Source organism: Janthinobacterium sp. NFX145 (genome assembly GCF_049810325.1).
Lineage (GTDB): Bacteria > Pseudomonadota > Gammaproteobacteria > Burkholderiales > Burkholderiaceae_D > Janthinobacterium > Janthinobacterium rivuli.
In genome coordinates this window covers 878,165-893,115 of sequence record NZ_CP187360.1, presented here as the reverse complement: position 1 = coordinate 893,115, position 14,951 = coordinate 878,165, and the positions used below count along the sequence as shown (strand labels likewise).

Here is a 14,951-nt window from a genome sequence, read left to right as displayed (position 1 = left end):
CGGAGAACCGCATTGCGTAATATTTCCCTGTTCCTGCGATCCCTGCTGTTCATGATCATCATGATCGTGGCCACCATCGTCTGGGCCTGCGTGTGCTTTTTTGCCGCGCCATTGAGCTACAACAAGCGCTATTGGGTCACCTCGCGCTGGAACGTGTTTATCCTGTGGTGCGCCAAGGTCATTTGCGGCATCCGCTATGAAGTCAAGGGCGCCGAGAATTTCCCCGACGCGCCGGCCATCGTGCTGTCGAAGCACCAGTCGGCATGGGAAACCATCTTCTTGCTTCCCAGCCTGCCACGTCCGCTCGTGTATGTATTCAAGAAGGAGATTTTGTACATCCCCTTCTTCGGCTGGGCCATGGCGCTGCTGCGCATGATCCCCATCGACCGCAAGCAGGGCAAGCATGCGTTCAAGAGCGTCGTCGCACATGGCAAGCGCCGCCTGGCTGATGGCCAATGGATTATCATGTTCCCTGAAGGGACCCGCATTCCCGTGGGCCAGGCGGGCAAGTACAAGAGCGGCGGCACGCGTCTGGCGATTGCCACGGGCGCCGTGGTGGTGCCGATTGCGCACAATTCAGGCGAGTGCTGGCCCAAGCAGTCATTCCTCAAACGCCCGGGGCTGATCACCGTCTCGATAGGCAAACCGATTTCGCCGGAAGGGCAAACCCCGGACAGCATGATGCAACAGGTGGAAAATTGGATAGAATCAGAAATGCGCGTCATTTCGCCTCACGCCTACAACGCTGGCTAGACGGCATCAGCGCGGTCATCCAGGAGCCGACACTGCGCCAGCAGATGAAGACCATCAAGGTCGGCGACCAGCAACTGGATTTGTTCGCGCATGACGTCTCGACCAGCACGCCCCCGGCGGTGCGCCCCACGGCACCGCCAGCGCCGCCCGTGGCGCCACCGGTAGTGGCGCCCGCGCCGCCCATCGTTCGCCCTGCCCCGCCTCCCCTGCCTTCCCCGCCACGCACCGCCGATGGCCCGCCACTGCGCCAGCTGCAGCTGGGCAGCCACCTCGTCGAATTCGCGCTGCGCCGCTCCACGCGCCGTTCCATCGGCTTCATGATCGACGATAACGGCTTGCGCGTCACGGCGCCCAAACGCGTCACCCTGGCCGAGATCGACAACGCCATCCGCGCCAAGCAAAGCTGGATCGTCTCGAAACTGCTGGAACGGGGCGAGCGCAAGGTACAGCGCCAGCAGCGCCCGCCCGTGGCCTGGGTCGATGGCGCCGTGCTGCCCTACCTCGGTGGCGACATCACCTTGCGATTACACCAGGCGCCGCGCCACCGCGCCAGCTTCCAGCGCGAGACGAATGAACTGCACGTGTGGGTCACGCCCACGGGTAGCGAGCAGCAATTGAAGGAAAAAGTGAAGGGCTGGTTCCAGCACGAAGCGCGCCAGCTGTTCGAAGCGCGCCTGGACCTGTACGCGGACAAGCTGGGCGTGCAGTACGACTCGCTGTCGCTGTCGTCAGCCGGCACGCGCTGGGGCAGCTGCACCATCGAGCGCAAGATCCGCCTGAACTGGCGTTTGATCCACTTCGCCCTGCCGCTGATCGACTACGTGGTGGCGCACGAACTGTCGCACCTGCTGGAAATGAACCACAGCCCCCGCTTCTGGGCCACCGTGGAATCGATTTATCCCGATTACGATGGCGCCAAGCAGGCGCTCAGAAAGCGTTCGCAGGAGTTGCCCGTCTTGTTCCAATAAGACGGCACGACCGCCTGCGCCGTAGGCATGGGATACTGGATGCTCCATCCTGCCCATTTCGTCCATGAATATTTTCAAGATGCTGTTTGGCGCCAGGGCGGCCACCGCGCCAGCAAGCCAGTCATTGCCTGCAGCGCCCAGTGACCAGCCCTCGCTGGAAGATGAACTGAACCATTATTCCGGCTATGAACGACAGGCCGCGCTGGAACGCTGTGCCGCTCTGGACAGGACAGACATGCTGCCCTTGGTCATCGTGCGCCTCAATGACTGGGTGCCTGCCGTGCGCCATGCAGCGCGTGTCACCATGCAGCGCCTATTGCCACTGGCGCCAGTCCCCCAGTTATTGCAGATACTACCGAACGTTCTGCGCCTGCGTGAAATGAGCAGGAGCGACCATGCGGACTGGCTGCAGCACTTTGAACGCACCGTACTTGAACTGCTGAGCGTGCAAGACTTGCTCGATGGCGTCTGTGGCAAGAACGTCCACGTCGCCAGGAGCTGCTTCTACATGCTGCACCAGTACGGCCTGGGCGACCGAGCACAATACATCGGTATGGCGCTTGCCACGCGCGGAGATACGGTGCTGGCAACGCAAGCACTAAGGCTGTGCGCCAGCACCGCACCCGACGTACAAACGGCGCTATACCTCAAGGCGATGTTGTCGCCTTTCGGCCGGATACGTACCAGTGCGTTATTGTCGCTGACGCAAGCGCCTGGCGGCCAGGACATGCGCGCGCTGGCGTTGGCAAGCCTGTTGGATGCCCAAGCGTCGGTACGCTACCTGGCCGTCGCCTGCCTTCAAACAATGGGAGAGGATGTACGCATCAGCTACCGCGCCATTCTGGCCAATCCGGCATCGAACACGCAGGCCATTCGTGTCAGCCTGCTGTCGCTGGGCAGCCTGCGCGCGCCAGAAGATCTTGAGCTGATTCGTGCCTTTACGCAGTCAAAGCTGCCATCCGTGCGCCTGGCTGCCTACAACGCCTGGCTCAAGGCGGCGCCATCCGATAAAGACGCGATCGCCCTGCAAGCTGCAGGCGACGTAGCGCCAGGCATGCAGAAATTTGCCTGCCAAATGGTATCGCGTCAGGGTGCGTTCATTCCCTTCGCCACACTGCGCCCCTTGCTGGAAGCGAGGGGGGAGCATTATCTGCTACTACGCTACGCTTCCGGCAGCAAGTGGCAATGGCTCGCGACCATCGCGCACCTGGCCCTGGCGCACGCACCACACGGGCCACCCCAGACGTACCTGGACCATGAACTGCTGCGTTGGATCAGGGATGCTCACCGCATTACCGGTGAGCCGAATGGTCAACAGCATGACCTTCTGTCACAAGAGCGCGCACAAGCAGCGCTGCGCGCGCTGTTGACAGTGCACGACGAGCAATACAGCACGTTGCTCACGCATGAACTGGCACTGCATCAGTTGACTCCTGCCAAGACCCCGCAGCACTAAACTATCGCAGCAGAGGTTGGATGGCAGCGATAGTACGCGGCGTGGCACCCCGGTGCTGGTTGGCAAACGCCAGCGCCCGCTGTCCCATGGAAGATAAACGCGCCGGATCCTGCAGCAATATCGCCCCCTGCGCCATCAGCGCATCGGCGTCCGCCACCAGCGCGGCGCCGCCGGCGGCGATCGCCTGCTCGGTGACCAGCGCGAAATTGAAGGTGTGCGGGCCGATCAGCACAGGCTTGCCCAGGGCCGCCGGCTCGATCAGGTTTTGTCCGCCCAGCGGTAGCAGGCTGCCGCCCACAAAAGCGCAATCGCAGGCCGCGTAATACGCAAACATCTCGCCCATTGAATCGCCCAGCAGCACCTGCGTGCCCGCAGAAACAGTATCGTCCTGCGCCAGGCTGGATCTGCGCTGCACGGCCAGGCCCTGCGCCGCGATCAATTTTTCCACCTCGTCGAAACGCTGCGGATGGCGCGGCACGATCAGCAGCAGCGCATTCGCCGGCAGACTGGCGCGGGTATAGGCATCGAGGATCAGCTGTTCTTCCCCTTCGCGCGTGCTGGCGCATAGCAGCACGGGACGCTGGCCGATGGCGCTGCGCAGCGCCGCCCCCGTCGCCAGCGCCGCCTCGGGCACGACGACGTCGAACTTGATGCTGCCCGTGACGACGACTTCCCGCACGCCCAGCTGGCGCACGCGATCGGCGTCGTCCTGCGTCTGCGCCGCCACCAGGGTGATGCCGCGCGCCGCATCGGCAATGAGTTTGCCCAGTCTCTGCGCCTTGCCCAGCGAGCGCTGCGACAGGCGCGCATTGGCCAGCACCACGGGCACTTTGTAGCGATTGCATTGGTGGATCAGATTCGGCCACACTTCCGTCTCCATCAGGATGCAGATGCGCGGCGCGAAATGGCGGATGAAACGGGCCGGCATGGCGCCCGTGTCATACGGCAGGTAGCTTTGCACGAGGCGCGCGCCGTGTTTGGCGAACAGGGATTTGCCCGTGGCGCGCCCCGTCGGCGTCATGTGCGTGAGGACGATGCGGCACGCGGGCCAGGCGGCCAGCAGCGCATCGATCAGCGGCTCGGCCGCACGCGTCTCGCCGACGGAGACGGCGTGCAGCCAGATGGTGTCCGTGGCAGATGCCGGCTGGCGGCCGTAACAGCCCAGGCGCTCGCCCCAGTGCTGGCGGTAGCCGGGTTCCTGGCGTCCGCGCAGCCACAGCCGCGCCAGCACCAGGGGCAAGGCCAGCCACCAGGCAAGGGTATAAAGAAGTCGCATGTTTATTGAATGTTAAAGTCAGGCAGGAGGATAGTCGGCCAGCAGGCGCCGCGCTGCGGCCAGCACTTCCGGCACGCCGGGCGGCGCGCCTTTGTCGCCCAGGTTGATGATTTTCGGCGACCAGTTGCCTTCCGTTTTCCACAGCGGCGAATCGGCATAGATTTCCACCGTCGGACGCACGAAGGCAGCGGCGATATGCGTCAGGCCCGTGTCGACGCCGACCACCAGCGCCGCGTGGCGCGCCAGCAGGGTGGCGTCGCCCATCGACAGTTTCGGCAGCAGGCGCGCGTTGGGCAGGCCGGCCGCCAGCACTTCCGCTTCCGCCTTTTCCTTGGGCGAACCCCAGGGCAGCAAAATCGGCATGGGCGCCAGCGCCTGGCCTAGAGATATCCAGTGTTCCGGCGCCCATTTCTTGGCGTCGCGCGCCGTGCCGTGGAAATACACGCAGTAAGGTGCGTCGCCCATCCAGTCCGGGCGCGGTTCGCTGTTCGATACTTCCGGCAAGCCGAAATCGGCCGGGGTGTCGACCGCGTAGCCGAGTGCCGCGCCGGCCACCAGTCGGCCGCGCGCTACCGCATGCGTGCGCGGGTCGAGCGGAATGCTTTTGGTATGGAACAGGCGCGAGATGCCTTCATAGCCGGAGCCTTCGCTGCCATTGGCCAGGCCGACCTTCTGTCCGCCAGGCGCCAGGCGCGCGGCACCCATGATGATGCCCGTCTTGAGCAAGCCCTGGGTATCGAACACATAATCGTAATGCGTCTGGCGCAGGCTGCGGAAGAAGGCGGCGATTTCCGCGCGCGTCTCCTTCTTGCCCAGGCTCTTGCGCCAGCGCCGCAGCGCGAACGGGAAGATGGCATTCACGCGCGGGTTCAGGCGCACCAGGCTCGTGTAGCCCTCTTCGACCACCCAGTCGATGGTCGCATGCGGGAAATGGCGGGCGATGTCCGCCACCATCGGCAGGTTATGCAGCACGTCGCCCAGCGAGGACACCCGCACCAGCAGGATTTTCAAGGGCGCCTGTGCGCCAGGTTGAGCCGCCATGCTGTCAGAACGGCAGTTCGGCGTCTGGCTTGGCGGCCAGGATCACGCTCTTGAACTGTCCCTGGATGCGCGCCAGGGCTGCCGGCGTTTCCGCTTCGAAGCGCATGACGATCACCGGCGTGGTGTTCGACGAACGGGCCAGGCCGAAGCCGTCCGCGTATTCCACGCGCAAGCCGTCGATGGTGATGATCTGTTCATTGCCGGGGAAGACGGCGTCGCGGCGCAGCATGTCCATCAGCGCGACGTTCTCGCCTTCCTTCAGTTCCAGGTGCAGTTCCGGCGTGCTGTCGGACTGCGGCAGGGAGTTCAGCAGGGCCGAAGGGTCGGCTTCGCGCGTGAGGATTTCCAGCAGGCGCGCGGCCGAATACATGCCGTCGTCGAAACCGTACCAGCGGTCCTTGAAGAAGATATGGCCGCTCATTTCACCGCCCAGCGGCGCACCCGTTTCGCGCAACTTGGCTTTCACCAGCGAGTGGCCCGTCTTGTACATCAGCGGCACGCCGCCATGCTTGCTGATCCACGGCGCCAGGTGGCGCGTGCATTTCACGTCGTACAGGATTTGCGCGCCCGGATGGCGGGTCAGCACGTCGGCGGCGAACAGCATCATCTGGCGGTCAGGGTAGATGATCTGGCCATCCTTGGTGACCACGCCCAGGCGGTCGCCGTCGCCATCGAAGGCGATGCCGATTTCCGCATCCGTCTCGGCCAGGCAGCGGATCAGGTCTTGCAGGTTTTCCGGATGCGCCGGGTCCGGGTGGTGGTTCGGGAAATTGCCATCGACTTCGCAGAACAGTTCGATGACGTCGCAACCCATGCCGCGGAACAGGTCGCCCGCGAACGCGCCGGCCACGCCATTGCCGCAGTCGACGGCGATCTTGATCGGGCGCGCCAGCTTGACGTCGCCCAGGATGCGCTCCAGGTAGGCGGCGCGGATATCGTGCGTGGCATAGGTTCCCGGGTTGGCAACGTCCTTGGCGCTGGCGCTGCCGTCGTGCGCGACGATGCTGTGGTACAGGGCCTGGATCGCTTCGCCGTGGATCGCTTCACCAGCCAGCACCATCTTGAAGCCGTTGTAATCGGGCGGATTGTGGCTGCCCGTGACCATGATGCCGGAGCGCGTATCGAGCACATTCGTGCCGAAGTAAACCATCGGCGTAGCCACCACGCCCAGGTCGATCACGTCGACGCCTGCCGCCTGCAGGCCCTGCGCCAGCGCCGCCGTCAATTCCGGTCCCGACAGGCGGCCATCGCGGCCGATCACGACCCGCTGCTCGCCCTTGGCCAGGGCGGCCTGGCCAAATGCCTGACCGATCTTGTGCGCCACGCTGGCATCGAGGGTTTTAGCGATGATGCCGCGAATATCGTAGGCCTTGAAGATCGTTCTGGACAATGGAAGCATGGTGTGGGCGGTATAAGTAGGGTCAAATAGGGAAGCCTGGCAAGGCGCGGCGCGCGGCTGACAGCCGTGCCACTGCGCCAGGAGTATACCGAATTATACGCGCAGCAGATCGATCGACTTGCCCGATTCCACCCACTGCCTGACCCACAGCGGCTGGCGGCCACGGCCAGTCCATTGCTCGGCCGCATTGTCAGGATGACGGTAACGCACGGCGACTTTGCCCGTGCGCGGGTGCAAGCCATCGAGTATCAGCTGTTTCAACGGAATGCCCGCCTGCTGCGCGATGGCCATGATCTGTTCGCGCGCCTTGTTCAAGTCTTCGCGCTCGCGGCCATTCAATTCCTGCTTCACATTATCTTCCAGTTTGCGCAATTCCAGCATCGTCAGCGTCGACAGATCCATTGGTACATCCTTTATATTAATTTAAATAATAAAATCACGTGGAATATACTACATTGCATAAATACCTGCGCACCATTGCATAATCCATCGCCAATTGAATCACGACTCCCGATTTATTTGGCGGCCCAACATTAAGATTAAATGAAGAATATGCAGGAAGCGTGCGTGGAGGTAAATAAACATGGATGAAATGGCATTCCGGCATGCCTGAGCGGCGTGCCGCAAGATAATGACCGATATATGACAGCGGAAAGTTCCACCCAATTAAATCCCCCTGCGGCCATAATCGGCGCCCTTATTTTCTTCCGCCGGCCAGACTAGCAATCGGGAAACCGCCAGCAATACAGCCGACGCCCATGGGCCGGCATGCTTATAATGCAGGCGCGTAGTTCACTTCACCCGGCACATATGAAAACTTACTTTATCGGCGATCTGCAAGGCTGCCATGCACAAACCGTCGAACTGATCGAACGGATCCAGGCGGCAGCCGATGGCCCCTACCGCCTGCTGTTCGCGGGCGACTTGATCAATCGCGGCCCAGCCTCGCTGGCCACCCTGCGCCACGTTTACGCGCTGGCGCGGCAGGGCCTGGCCGACAGCGTCCTGGGCAACCATGACTTGCACCTGCTGGCCGTGGCCAACGGCATCCGCCCCGAGCATGCGTCCGATACGCTGGCCGAGATCCTCGACGCGCCCGACCGCGAGGAGTTGCTCGCCTGGCTGCGCCAGCGGCCATTGGCGCTGGAACACGACGGCCATGTGCTCGTGCATGCGGGCTTGCTGCCGCAATGGAGCGCGGCCCAGGCCCTGTCCCTGAGCGGGGAAGTGTCCGCCATGCTGCGCAGCGACGGCTGGGTGGCCTTCCTGCGCACCATGTACGGCAACGAGCCGGCCGCCTGGCGCGACGACCTGCAGGGCGCCGACCGGCTGCGCTGCATCGTCAACGCGATGACGCGGCTGCGCTTTTGCACGCCGGACGGCGTGATGGACTTCAAGATGAAGGAGAGCGGCAGCCCGCCACCGGGCTCCGGCCTGCTGCCGTGGTTCGACGTGCCGGGACGGCGCAGCGCCGGCGACACCATCGTCTTCGGCCACTGGTCGGCGCTGGGACTGCAGTTGCGGGAGCACCTGATCGGCCTCGATAGCGGCTGCGTGTGGGGTGGAAAACTGTCAGCCGTGTGCCTGGAAGACCGCTCCTTGCTGCAGGTCGATTGCCCCGCCTTCCAGCAGCACAGCGGCAAGCGCTAAATGGCAAGCATGGCGCGCATATGCTTAGTCGAAATCGGTCGTTGGCCTTGCCGCGTGCAGCCCGTATGATGGCGCTTTTGCCTGTGCGATCCCATGCATCCTGATACCGACAGACTGGCGCGCTGGCTGCTCGGCAGCCTGGAACTCGACACCGCCGTCCTGCATGTGGGCCAGTACTGCGGCCGCTGGCGCGCTTCCACGGCGGGGCGGGAACTGGGCAGCTTTCACCTGGTGCTCGACGGCCACTGCTATCTGCACCTCGACGGGGCGGCGCCGATTGCGCTCGGCCCGCGCGACGGCGTCTTCCTGCTGCGCGACTTGCCGCACTTCCTCAGCCCCCACAGCGACCCGCTGCAGGCGGTCAGCGCGCAAGCGATGCTGCCGCTGCAAGCGTCCACGGAGCAGCCGGCGACGGCGCTGGCCTGCGGCTTCTTTCAATTTCGCGGCGCCCTCTCCGCGCTGATCGTCGACTCGTTTCCGCCGTACCTGCTGATACGCGGCGATGCGCCCGCCTTCAGCGCCGCCGCCGCGCTGTTCGACCTGATCCTGGCGGAAGCGGGCGGCGATCCGGAACAGCCGTCGCCGCTGATTGCGCGCCTGGTCGAACTGCTGTTCTTTTACCTGATCCGCCATGTGGCGCAGGGCGAGCAGGTGGCGGCCGGCCTGCTGTCGCTGCTGCACCAGCCCGCGTTTTCGCCGCTGCTCGAACGCATGCTCGACGCGCCCGCCGCCGACTGGTCGATCGAGAACATGGCCAAGGCGGCGTGCATGTCGCGCGCCAGCTTCTGCAAGCATTTCGCCAGCGCCAGCGGCCACTCGCCGGCCCAGTTCCTGCTCCTGCTGCGCATGAAGATCGCCGCGCGCCGCCTGCACGACGGCGTCTCCGTCGAACGCGCGGCCGAACTGGTGGGCTACCGCTCGCACGCCGCCTTCACGCGCGCCTTCAAACGGGTCACGGGCGAGCAGCCGGGCGCCTACCGGCGCGACCAGCGATTGCGCCAGCTGGCCAGCTGAAGTCAAGGAACGCGAAATCGCAGACGAACGAACACAAAACGACGACGCTGACGTCTGTTGCGTGCACGGCATGGCCGATATAATGGCCGGGTGACTTACCAACTTAGCAAGGTACCCCATGTCCCGTCTGACGCTGCACACTCTCGATACCGCCCCGGCCGATAGCCGCCCCTTCGTGGAAAAGGCCATCGCCAACAATGGCTTCCTGCCCAACCTGATCGGCGTGCTGGCCAATGCCCCGCTGGCCCTGGAAACCTATCTGACCGTCTCCGGCATCAACGGGCGCGCCAGCTTGAGCCTGATGGAACGCGAAGTGGTGCAGATCACGGCCGCGCGCATCCACGGCTGCGATTTCTGCATCGCCGGCCATAGCGCCATCTCGCTGAAAAAAGCGGGCCAGACGCCGGACACGGTGCGCGCCCTGCAGCACGGCCAGCCGACGAACGACGCAAAACTCGACGCCGTCGCCGCCTTCGCCACGGCCGTCATCGCCACGCGCGGCGCCGTCAGCGACGCCGAATATCAAGCCTTCCTGGCCGCCGGCTACAACGAACAGCAGGCGCTGGAAGTGGTGCTGGGCATCAGCCTGGCCACCTTGTGCAATTTCTCCAACAGCCTGGCCGGCACGCCCGTCAATCCGCAATTGACACCCTACCTGCCTGGCGCTGTCTGACATGGGCCAGCTTAATCACTGGCTGCACATGCATGCCGACCAGCTCGACCAATCGTCGGAACTGGCTGAAGCCGTTTTGCCGGCACTCGCTGGCGACCAGTTGCTGGCCATCGGCGTGCCGCGGGAACACGGCGGCGCGGGCGGCGACGTGCGCGACGCCATCGGCGCCATCGCCAAAGTGGCCGAGCAATCGGTGACGGCCGCCTTTGTCTTCTGGGGCCAGCGCTGCTTCATCGAATTCCTGCTGCAAAGCGAGAACCGCGCGCTGGCCGAGCGCCGTTTGCCCGGCCTGCTGGCAGGCACGCAGGCAGGCGCCAGCGGTTTGTCGAACGCCATGAAATTCTTGTCCGGCATCGAGCAGCTGCAAATCACGGGCGCGCGACACGATGACGGCCTGCTCGTCGACGGCGGCCTGGCCTGGGTGACGAACTTGCGCAAGGCGGGCTTCGTCGCGGCCGCCGCCGTGGCGCCGGACGACGGCGCGCCACCCGTCATCGTCGCCTTCGACAGCGGCACGGCTGGCGTCAAACGCAGCGACGACCTGGACCTGATCGCTCTGCGCGGCAGCAATACGGCCTCCGTCAAGCTGGCGCAGGTGCACATCCCCGCCGCGGACATCATCAGCGACAACGCGCCAGCCTGGCTGCCGCAGGTACGCCCCTCGTTCCTCGGCATGCAGTGCGGTCTGTCGATCGGCCTGGCGCGCGCCAGCCTGGCCAAAGCGGCGCAAATTTCCGCCGGCTCGCGCAACGCGCTCACGCCGCGCATCGAAGCGCTGCAGGCGACCCTGGAAAGCGCCGTCGCGACCCTGCTGGCCGGCGTGCACGATGGCCGCTTCAGGACGCAGGCGCCGGCCATGTTCCGCCTGCGCATACAGCTGGCCGACGTGCTGCAGCAGGCGCTGATGCTGGAACTGCAAGCCATGGGCGGGCGCGCCTATTTGAACGCCGAGCAGCAGGGCTTTGCCCGCCGCTGGCGCGAATCGTCGTTCATCCCCATCGTCACCCCCAGCCTGACGCAATTGCAGGCGGCCTTGCAGCTGTTCGACAGCCAGCAGGCGGCCAAGGCGGGAGCGTCGGCATGAGCGTGGCTGATTGGGCGCTGCAGGCACAGGACCTGAGCTACGCCTATCCTGGCACGGCGCCCGTGTTCCAGCACGTCTCGCTGGGCGTGCGCAAGCGCGAAATCGTCTGTCTGCTGGGCGGCAGCGGCTGCGGCAAATCGAGCCTGCTGCGCGTGCTGGCCGGCTTGCAGCCGCCGTCCACGGGCGAGATCCAGTTCCTCGACGCGCCCATGCGCGAACCGGACCCGCGCAGCGCCCTCGTGTTCCAGCAAGCGAGCCTCCTGCCCTGGCTGAACGTCACGGGCAACGCAGGCTTCGGCCTGGACTTCAAGCACCAGCCGCAGCTGACGCGCGCAGCGCATGAGGCGCGCGTGGCGCAAGCCATCGAAGCGGTTGGCTTGAAGGGCCGCGAAAAGCTGTACCCATCCGCGCTGTCGGGCGGCATGGCGCAGCGCGTGGCCCTGGCCCGCGCGCTGGCCCGCGAACCGGAACTGCTGTTCGCCGACGAACCGTTTTCCGCCCTCGACGCCATCACCCGCGCCGAGATGCAATCCTTGCTGGTCGACGTGGTGCACCGCTGGCACACGGCCGTGCTGCTCGTCACGCACGATATCGACGAAGCGATTCTCGTGGCCGACCGCATCTTGCTGATGGGCGGCAAGCCGGGCAACATCGTGCGCGAATGGCCCGTCGCCATCGACCAGCCACGCATCGGCCACAGCGCCGACGTCATCGCCCTGAAAATGGACATCCTCGACGCCCTGCAGGCGCTGCAAAAGCAGGATCAAGCGCCTGCCTTTGCTCCCCATTAATCGACCGGAACTTTCCCATGACATTCGAAGATAAAAACAAACCCCTGCACATCTGCGCCTCGTCCGATTGCGACTGCGGCCTGACGCGGCGCGACTTCCTGCGCATGTCGGCCCTGGCCACGGCCAGCGTCGCCTCGCCCCTGCTGTTCGCCGGCGACGCCATGGCACAGCAAGGCCCGAAAGGCGACGACCAGCCCGTGAAAATCGGCTACCTGCCGATCACCGACGCCACCCCGCTGCTGGTCGCCCACGCCCGTAAAATGTTCGAAGCGGAAGGCTTGCAGGCGGAAACGCCACGGCTGTTCCGCAGCTGGGCACAGATCATCGAAGCGTTCGTCGCCGGCCAGGTCAACGTCATCCACCTGCTGTCGCCGGCCACCTTGTGGGTGCGCTACGGCGCCAAGTTCCCCGCGAAAGTCGTCGCCTGGAACCACGTCAACGGCTCCGCGCTGACGGTGGCCAACGAGATCAACAAGGTCTCCGACCTGGGCGGACGCACGGTCGCGATTCCCTTCTGGTACTCAATCCACAATATCCTGCTGCAGCAAATCCTGTCCTCGAACGGCTTGACGCCGGTCACGCGCGCGCGCAACGCGGCCATCAAGCCGAATGAAGTCAACCTGATCGTGCTGGCGCCGGCCGAAATGGTCTCGGCCCTGGCCAGCAAGTCGATTGCCGGCTACATCGTGGCCGAGCCGTTCAATGCGGCGGCGGAAAACGCCGGCATCGGCAAGATCCTGCGCTTCTCGGGCGACGTGTGGAAAAACCATGCGTGCTGCGTCACGTTCCTGTCCGAGCGCGACATCAACACGCGTCCGGAATGGGCACAGAAAGTCACCAATGCCATCGTCAAGGCGCAGCTGTGGACGCGCTCGAACCAGGTCGATACGGCCAAGTTGCTGTCGAACGTGGGCGAGCACCGCTACACGCCGCATCCACTGCAGGTGCTGACCAAGGTGCTGGCCACCACCGATTACGCCGGCTATGAAAAGCAGGGCCTGATCGTGCACAAGAACTGGCAGCAGCGCCGCATCGACTTCCAGCCGTATCCATTTGCTTCGTACACGGAAGAACTGGTGCGCGCCATCGGCCGCACCAAGGTGGAGGGTGATACGCGCTTCCTGGCCAACCTCGATCCGAAGTTCGCTGCGCGCGACCTGGTCGATGACCGCTTCGTGCGCAAGGCCATCACGGCAGTCGGCGGCCCGGCCGCCTTCGGCTTGCCGGCCAACCTGCTGCGCAGCGAAACCGTGGCGGTCTGACGATGGCAAGCAAGTTGTTCACGAAGTTCGGCCTGCCCCTGGTGGGGCTGGCCTGTGCCTTGCTATTGTGGTCCATGGGCGTGACGGCGCTGGAGAAATCCACGCCCATCGCCACCGCTTTTGCGCCGCTGCCTACGGCGCTGGCGTTCCAGGAGATGGTCGGCGGCTCGGATATCTGGCTGCACGTGGTATTGAGCCTGCAACGGGTGGCGGTCGGCCTGGGACTGGCGATCGTCATCGGCGTACCGCTGGGCGTGCTGGTGGCCATGTCGAAAAGCTTTTCCGGCGCCGCCATGCCGCTATTCCAGCTGCTGCGCATGATTTCGCCGCTGTCGTGGATGCCGATCGCCGTGATGGTGCTCGGTGTCGGTGACGCGCCCGTGTACTTCCTGCTGGCGTTTGCGGCCGTCTGGCCGATTTTGCTCAATACGGCGGCCGGCGTGGCGCGGCTCGATCCGAACTGGCTGCTGCTGGCACGCAGCCTGTCGGCCACGCGCAGCGAGATCGTCTTCAAGGTGATTTTGCCGGGCATCACGGCCGATATCCTGACGGGCGTGCGCCTGGCCATCGGCATCATCTGGATCGTGCTGGTGCCGGCGGAAATGCTGGGCGTGTCAGCGGGCCTCGGCTACTTCATCCTCGACACGCGCGACCGGCTCGCGTATTCGGAACTGATGGCCGCCATCGTGCTGATCGGCATACTCGGTTTCATCCTCGACTACCTGGCCCGTGCCGCGCATGCGCGCTGGCTGCACGTGAAGAATTAAGCCGCCTTCTCCAGCGGCAGCGTAGCGGCCACCGCCGCCTGCGTTACCGCCGCCAGTTCGCGGCGGTGCGCGTCGAGCGTCGCCACCGGCGCCAGACAGGTCAGGCGCGCGGTGATGGGCGGACCGCTCAAGATCGCCACCATGCTTTGCGCAAAACTCATGTCGCCGATGAAATCGACAGCGTGATGCAAGGCCCCCTTGTCATCCACATACACGAGCGCGAACGGCTGCACCGGCACTTGCGCGTCGATGGCCGCCTCGAACAGATTCGCGTGAAACGGCAGGATCTGTCCTTGCGCGGTGGTCGTGCCTTCGGGGAAGAACGCGATGCGTTCGCCCGCCGTCAACTTATCCACCAGGCCCTGGAAAATCAGGCGCAAATCGCGCTTGCTGCCGCGCGAAATGAAGATGGTGCCGGCGCGTCCCGCCAGCCAGCCCAGGATCGGCCAGGCACGGATTTCCGCCTTGGCGACGAAACGGCAGGGGTGGACGGCGTTGATGACGAAAATATCGAGCCACGAAACGTGGTTCGCCACCACCATCGCATGGGCGAGCGCCGGCACGCTGTCTGCCGGCTGCGCCACGTGCACGCCGCAGATGTCGAGCAGCTGCGTCGACCAGCGGCGGATGCGCCGGTTGCGCCCCTCCAGGTCCAGCCAGGGAAAGAGCACGGCGCTCTTGGCCATGCCGCAGCCCAGGTGAATGGCGATGCGCGCGAGGCGGTAGGTAAGCAGAAGTTTCAAATGACACCAAGGTTGGAAGCAGATCCATACAGCCGCGTAGGTCGGCTTAGCCGCGCCAGCGAGGCGCGGCGTAA

The 14,951-nt window shown here is 64.7% G+C and carries 15 protein-coding genes; 10 read left to right on the top strand and 5 right to left on the bottom strand.

The window, feature by feature from the left end; all coding sequences use genetic code 11:
- The first annotated feature begins 12 nt into the window (after positions 1-12).
- The 3 genes from ACPJXG_RS03925 to ACPJXG_RS03915 all read left to right on the top strand — a co-directional run bounded on the left by ACPJXG_RS03925 (position 13) and on the right by ACPJXG_RS03915 (position 3,177).
- The gene (locus ACPJXG_RS03925; RefSeq protein WP_034746739.1) at positions 13-753 is read left to right on the top strand and encodes a lysophospholipid acyltransferase family protein; all 741 of its coding nucleotides are present in this window, start codon (positions 13-15) and stop codon (positions 751-753) included.
- 44 nt (positions 754-797) lie between these two features.
- Positions 798-1,721 carry a M48 family metallopeptidase gene (locus ACPJXG_RS03920; RefSeq protein WP_425253462.1) on the top strand — a complete coding sequence of 308 codons (924 nt, stop codon included), beginning with the start codon at positions 798-800 and terminating at the stop codon, positions 1,719-1,721.
- Positions 1,722-1,800: 79 nt separating this feature from the next.
- Complete coding sequence (locus tag ACPJXG_RS03915) at positions 1,801-3,177, top strand: hypothetical protein (RefSeq protein WP_425253461.1); 1,377 nt, start codon at positions 1,801-1,803, stop codon at positions 3,175-3,177.
- Between the two features lies 1 nt (position 3,178).
- On the opposite strand, the gene waaA is transcribed toward ACPJXG_RS03915, so the two are convergent.
- From waaA to ACPJXG_RS03895, 4 genes are all read right to left on the bottom strand, one after another.
- Positions 3,179-4,453: a lipid IV(A) 3-deoxy-D-manno-octulosonic acid transferase gene (waaA, locus tag ACPJXG_RS03910; RefSeq protein ID WP_425253460.1), complete on the bottom strand. Its 1,275-nt coding sequence runs from the start codon at positions 4,451-4,453 to the stop codon at positions 3,179-3,181.
- An 18-nt stretch (positions 4,454-4,471) separates the two neighbouring features.
- Entirely contained in the window at positions 4,472-5,494 is a 1,023-nt protein-coding gene (gene waaC / locus ACPJXG_RS03905) for a lipopolysaccharide heptosyltransferase I (protein WP_425253459.1), read from the bottom strand.
- A gap of 4 nt (positions 5,495-5,498) precedes the next feature.
- Positions 5,499-6,893: a phosphomannomutase/phosphoglucomutase gene (locus ACPJXG_RS03900; RefSeq protein ID WP_402719432.1), complete on the bottom strand. Its 1,395-nt coding sequence runs from the start codon at positions 6,891-6,893 to the stop codon at positions 5,499-5,501.
- 93 nt (positions 6,894-6,986) lie between these two features.
- On the bottom strand, positions 6,987-7,295 hold the full coding sequence (locus ACPJXG_RS03895; protein WP_035822063.1) for an H-NS family nucleoid-associated regulatory protein: 309 nt from the start codon (positions 7,293-7,295) through the stop codon (positions 6,987-6,989).
- Positions 7,296-7,703: 408 nt separating this feature from the next.
- Here ACPJXG_RS03895 and ACPJXG_RS03890 point away from each other — a divergent pair, with 408 nt between their 5' ends.
- The 7 genes from ACPJXG_RS03890 (at position 7,704) to ACPJXG_RS03860 (ending at position 14,134) form a co-directional block, all read left to right on the top strand.
- A complete protein-coding gene (locus ACPJXG_RS03890; RefSeq protein ID WP_425253458.1) occupies positions 7,704-8,543 on the top strand; it encodes a symmetrical bis(5'-nucleosyl)-tetraphosphatase in 840 nt (279 codons plus the stop codon).
- 93 nt (positions 8,544-8,636) lie between these two features.
- Positions 8,637-9,557: an AraC family transcriptional regulator gene (locus ACPJXG_RS03885; RefSeq protein ID WP_425253457.1), complete on the top strand. Its 921-nt coding sequence runs from the start codon at positions 8,637-8,639 to the stop codon at positions 9,555-9,557.
- A gap of 118 nt (positions 9,558-9,675) precedes the next feature.
- Entirely contained in the window at positions 9,676-10,230 is a 555-nt protein-coding gene (locus tag ACPJXG_RS03880; RefSeq protein ID WP_099401571.1) for a carboxymuconolactone decarboxylase family protein, read from the top strand.
- Position 10,231: 1 nt separating this feature from the next.
- Positions 10,232-11,314: an acyl-CoA dehydrogenase family protein gene (locus ACPJXG_RS03875; RefSeq protein WP_425253456.1), complete on the top strand. Its 1,083-nt coding sequence runs from the start codon at positions 10,232-10,234 to the stop codon at positions 11,312-11,314.
- A complete protein-coding gene (locus ACPJXG_RS03870; RefSeq protein WP_278316994.1) occupies positions 11,311-12,105 on the top strand; it encodes an ABC transporter ATP-binding protein in 795 nt (264 codons plus the stop codon). Before ACPJXG_RS03875 ends, ACPJXG_RS03870 begins: the two co-directional genes overlap by 4 nt.
- Positions 12,106-12,122: 17 nt before the next feature.
- Positions 12,123-13,367 carry an ABC transporter substrate-binding protein gene (locus ACPJXG_RS03865; protein ID WP_100874425.1) on the top strand — a complete coding sequence of 415 codons (1,245 nt, stop codon included), beginning with the start codon at positions 12,123-12,125 and terminating at the stop codon, positions 13,365-13,367.
- Between the two features lie 2 nt (positions 13,368-13,369).
- Positions 13,370-14,134, top strand: a complete 765-nt coding sequence (locus ACPJXG_RS03860; protein ID WP_034780216.1) for an ABC transporter permease — start codon at positions 13,370-13,372, stop codon at positions 14,132-14,134.
- On the opposite strand, the gene ACPJXG_RS03855 is transcribed toward ACPJXG_RS03860, so the two are convergent.
- On the bottom strand, positions 14,131-14,877 hold the full coding sequence (locus ACPJXG_RS03855) for a lysophospholipid acyltransferase family protein (RefSeq protein ID WP_425253455.1): 747 nt from the start codon (positions 14,875-14,877) through the stop codon (positions 14,131-14,133). The genes ACPJXG_RS03860 and ACPJXG_RS03855 overlap by 4 nt on opposite strands.
- Positions 14,878-14,951 lie beyond the last annotated feature (74 nt).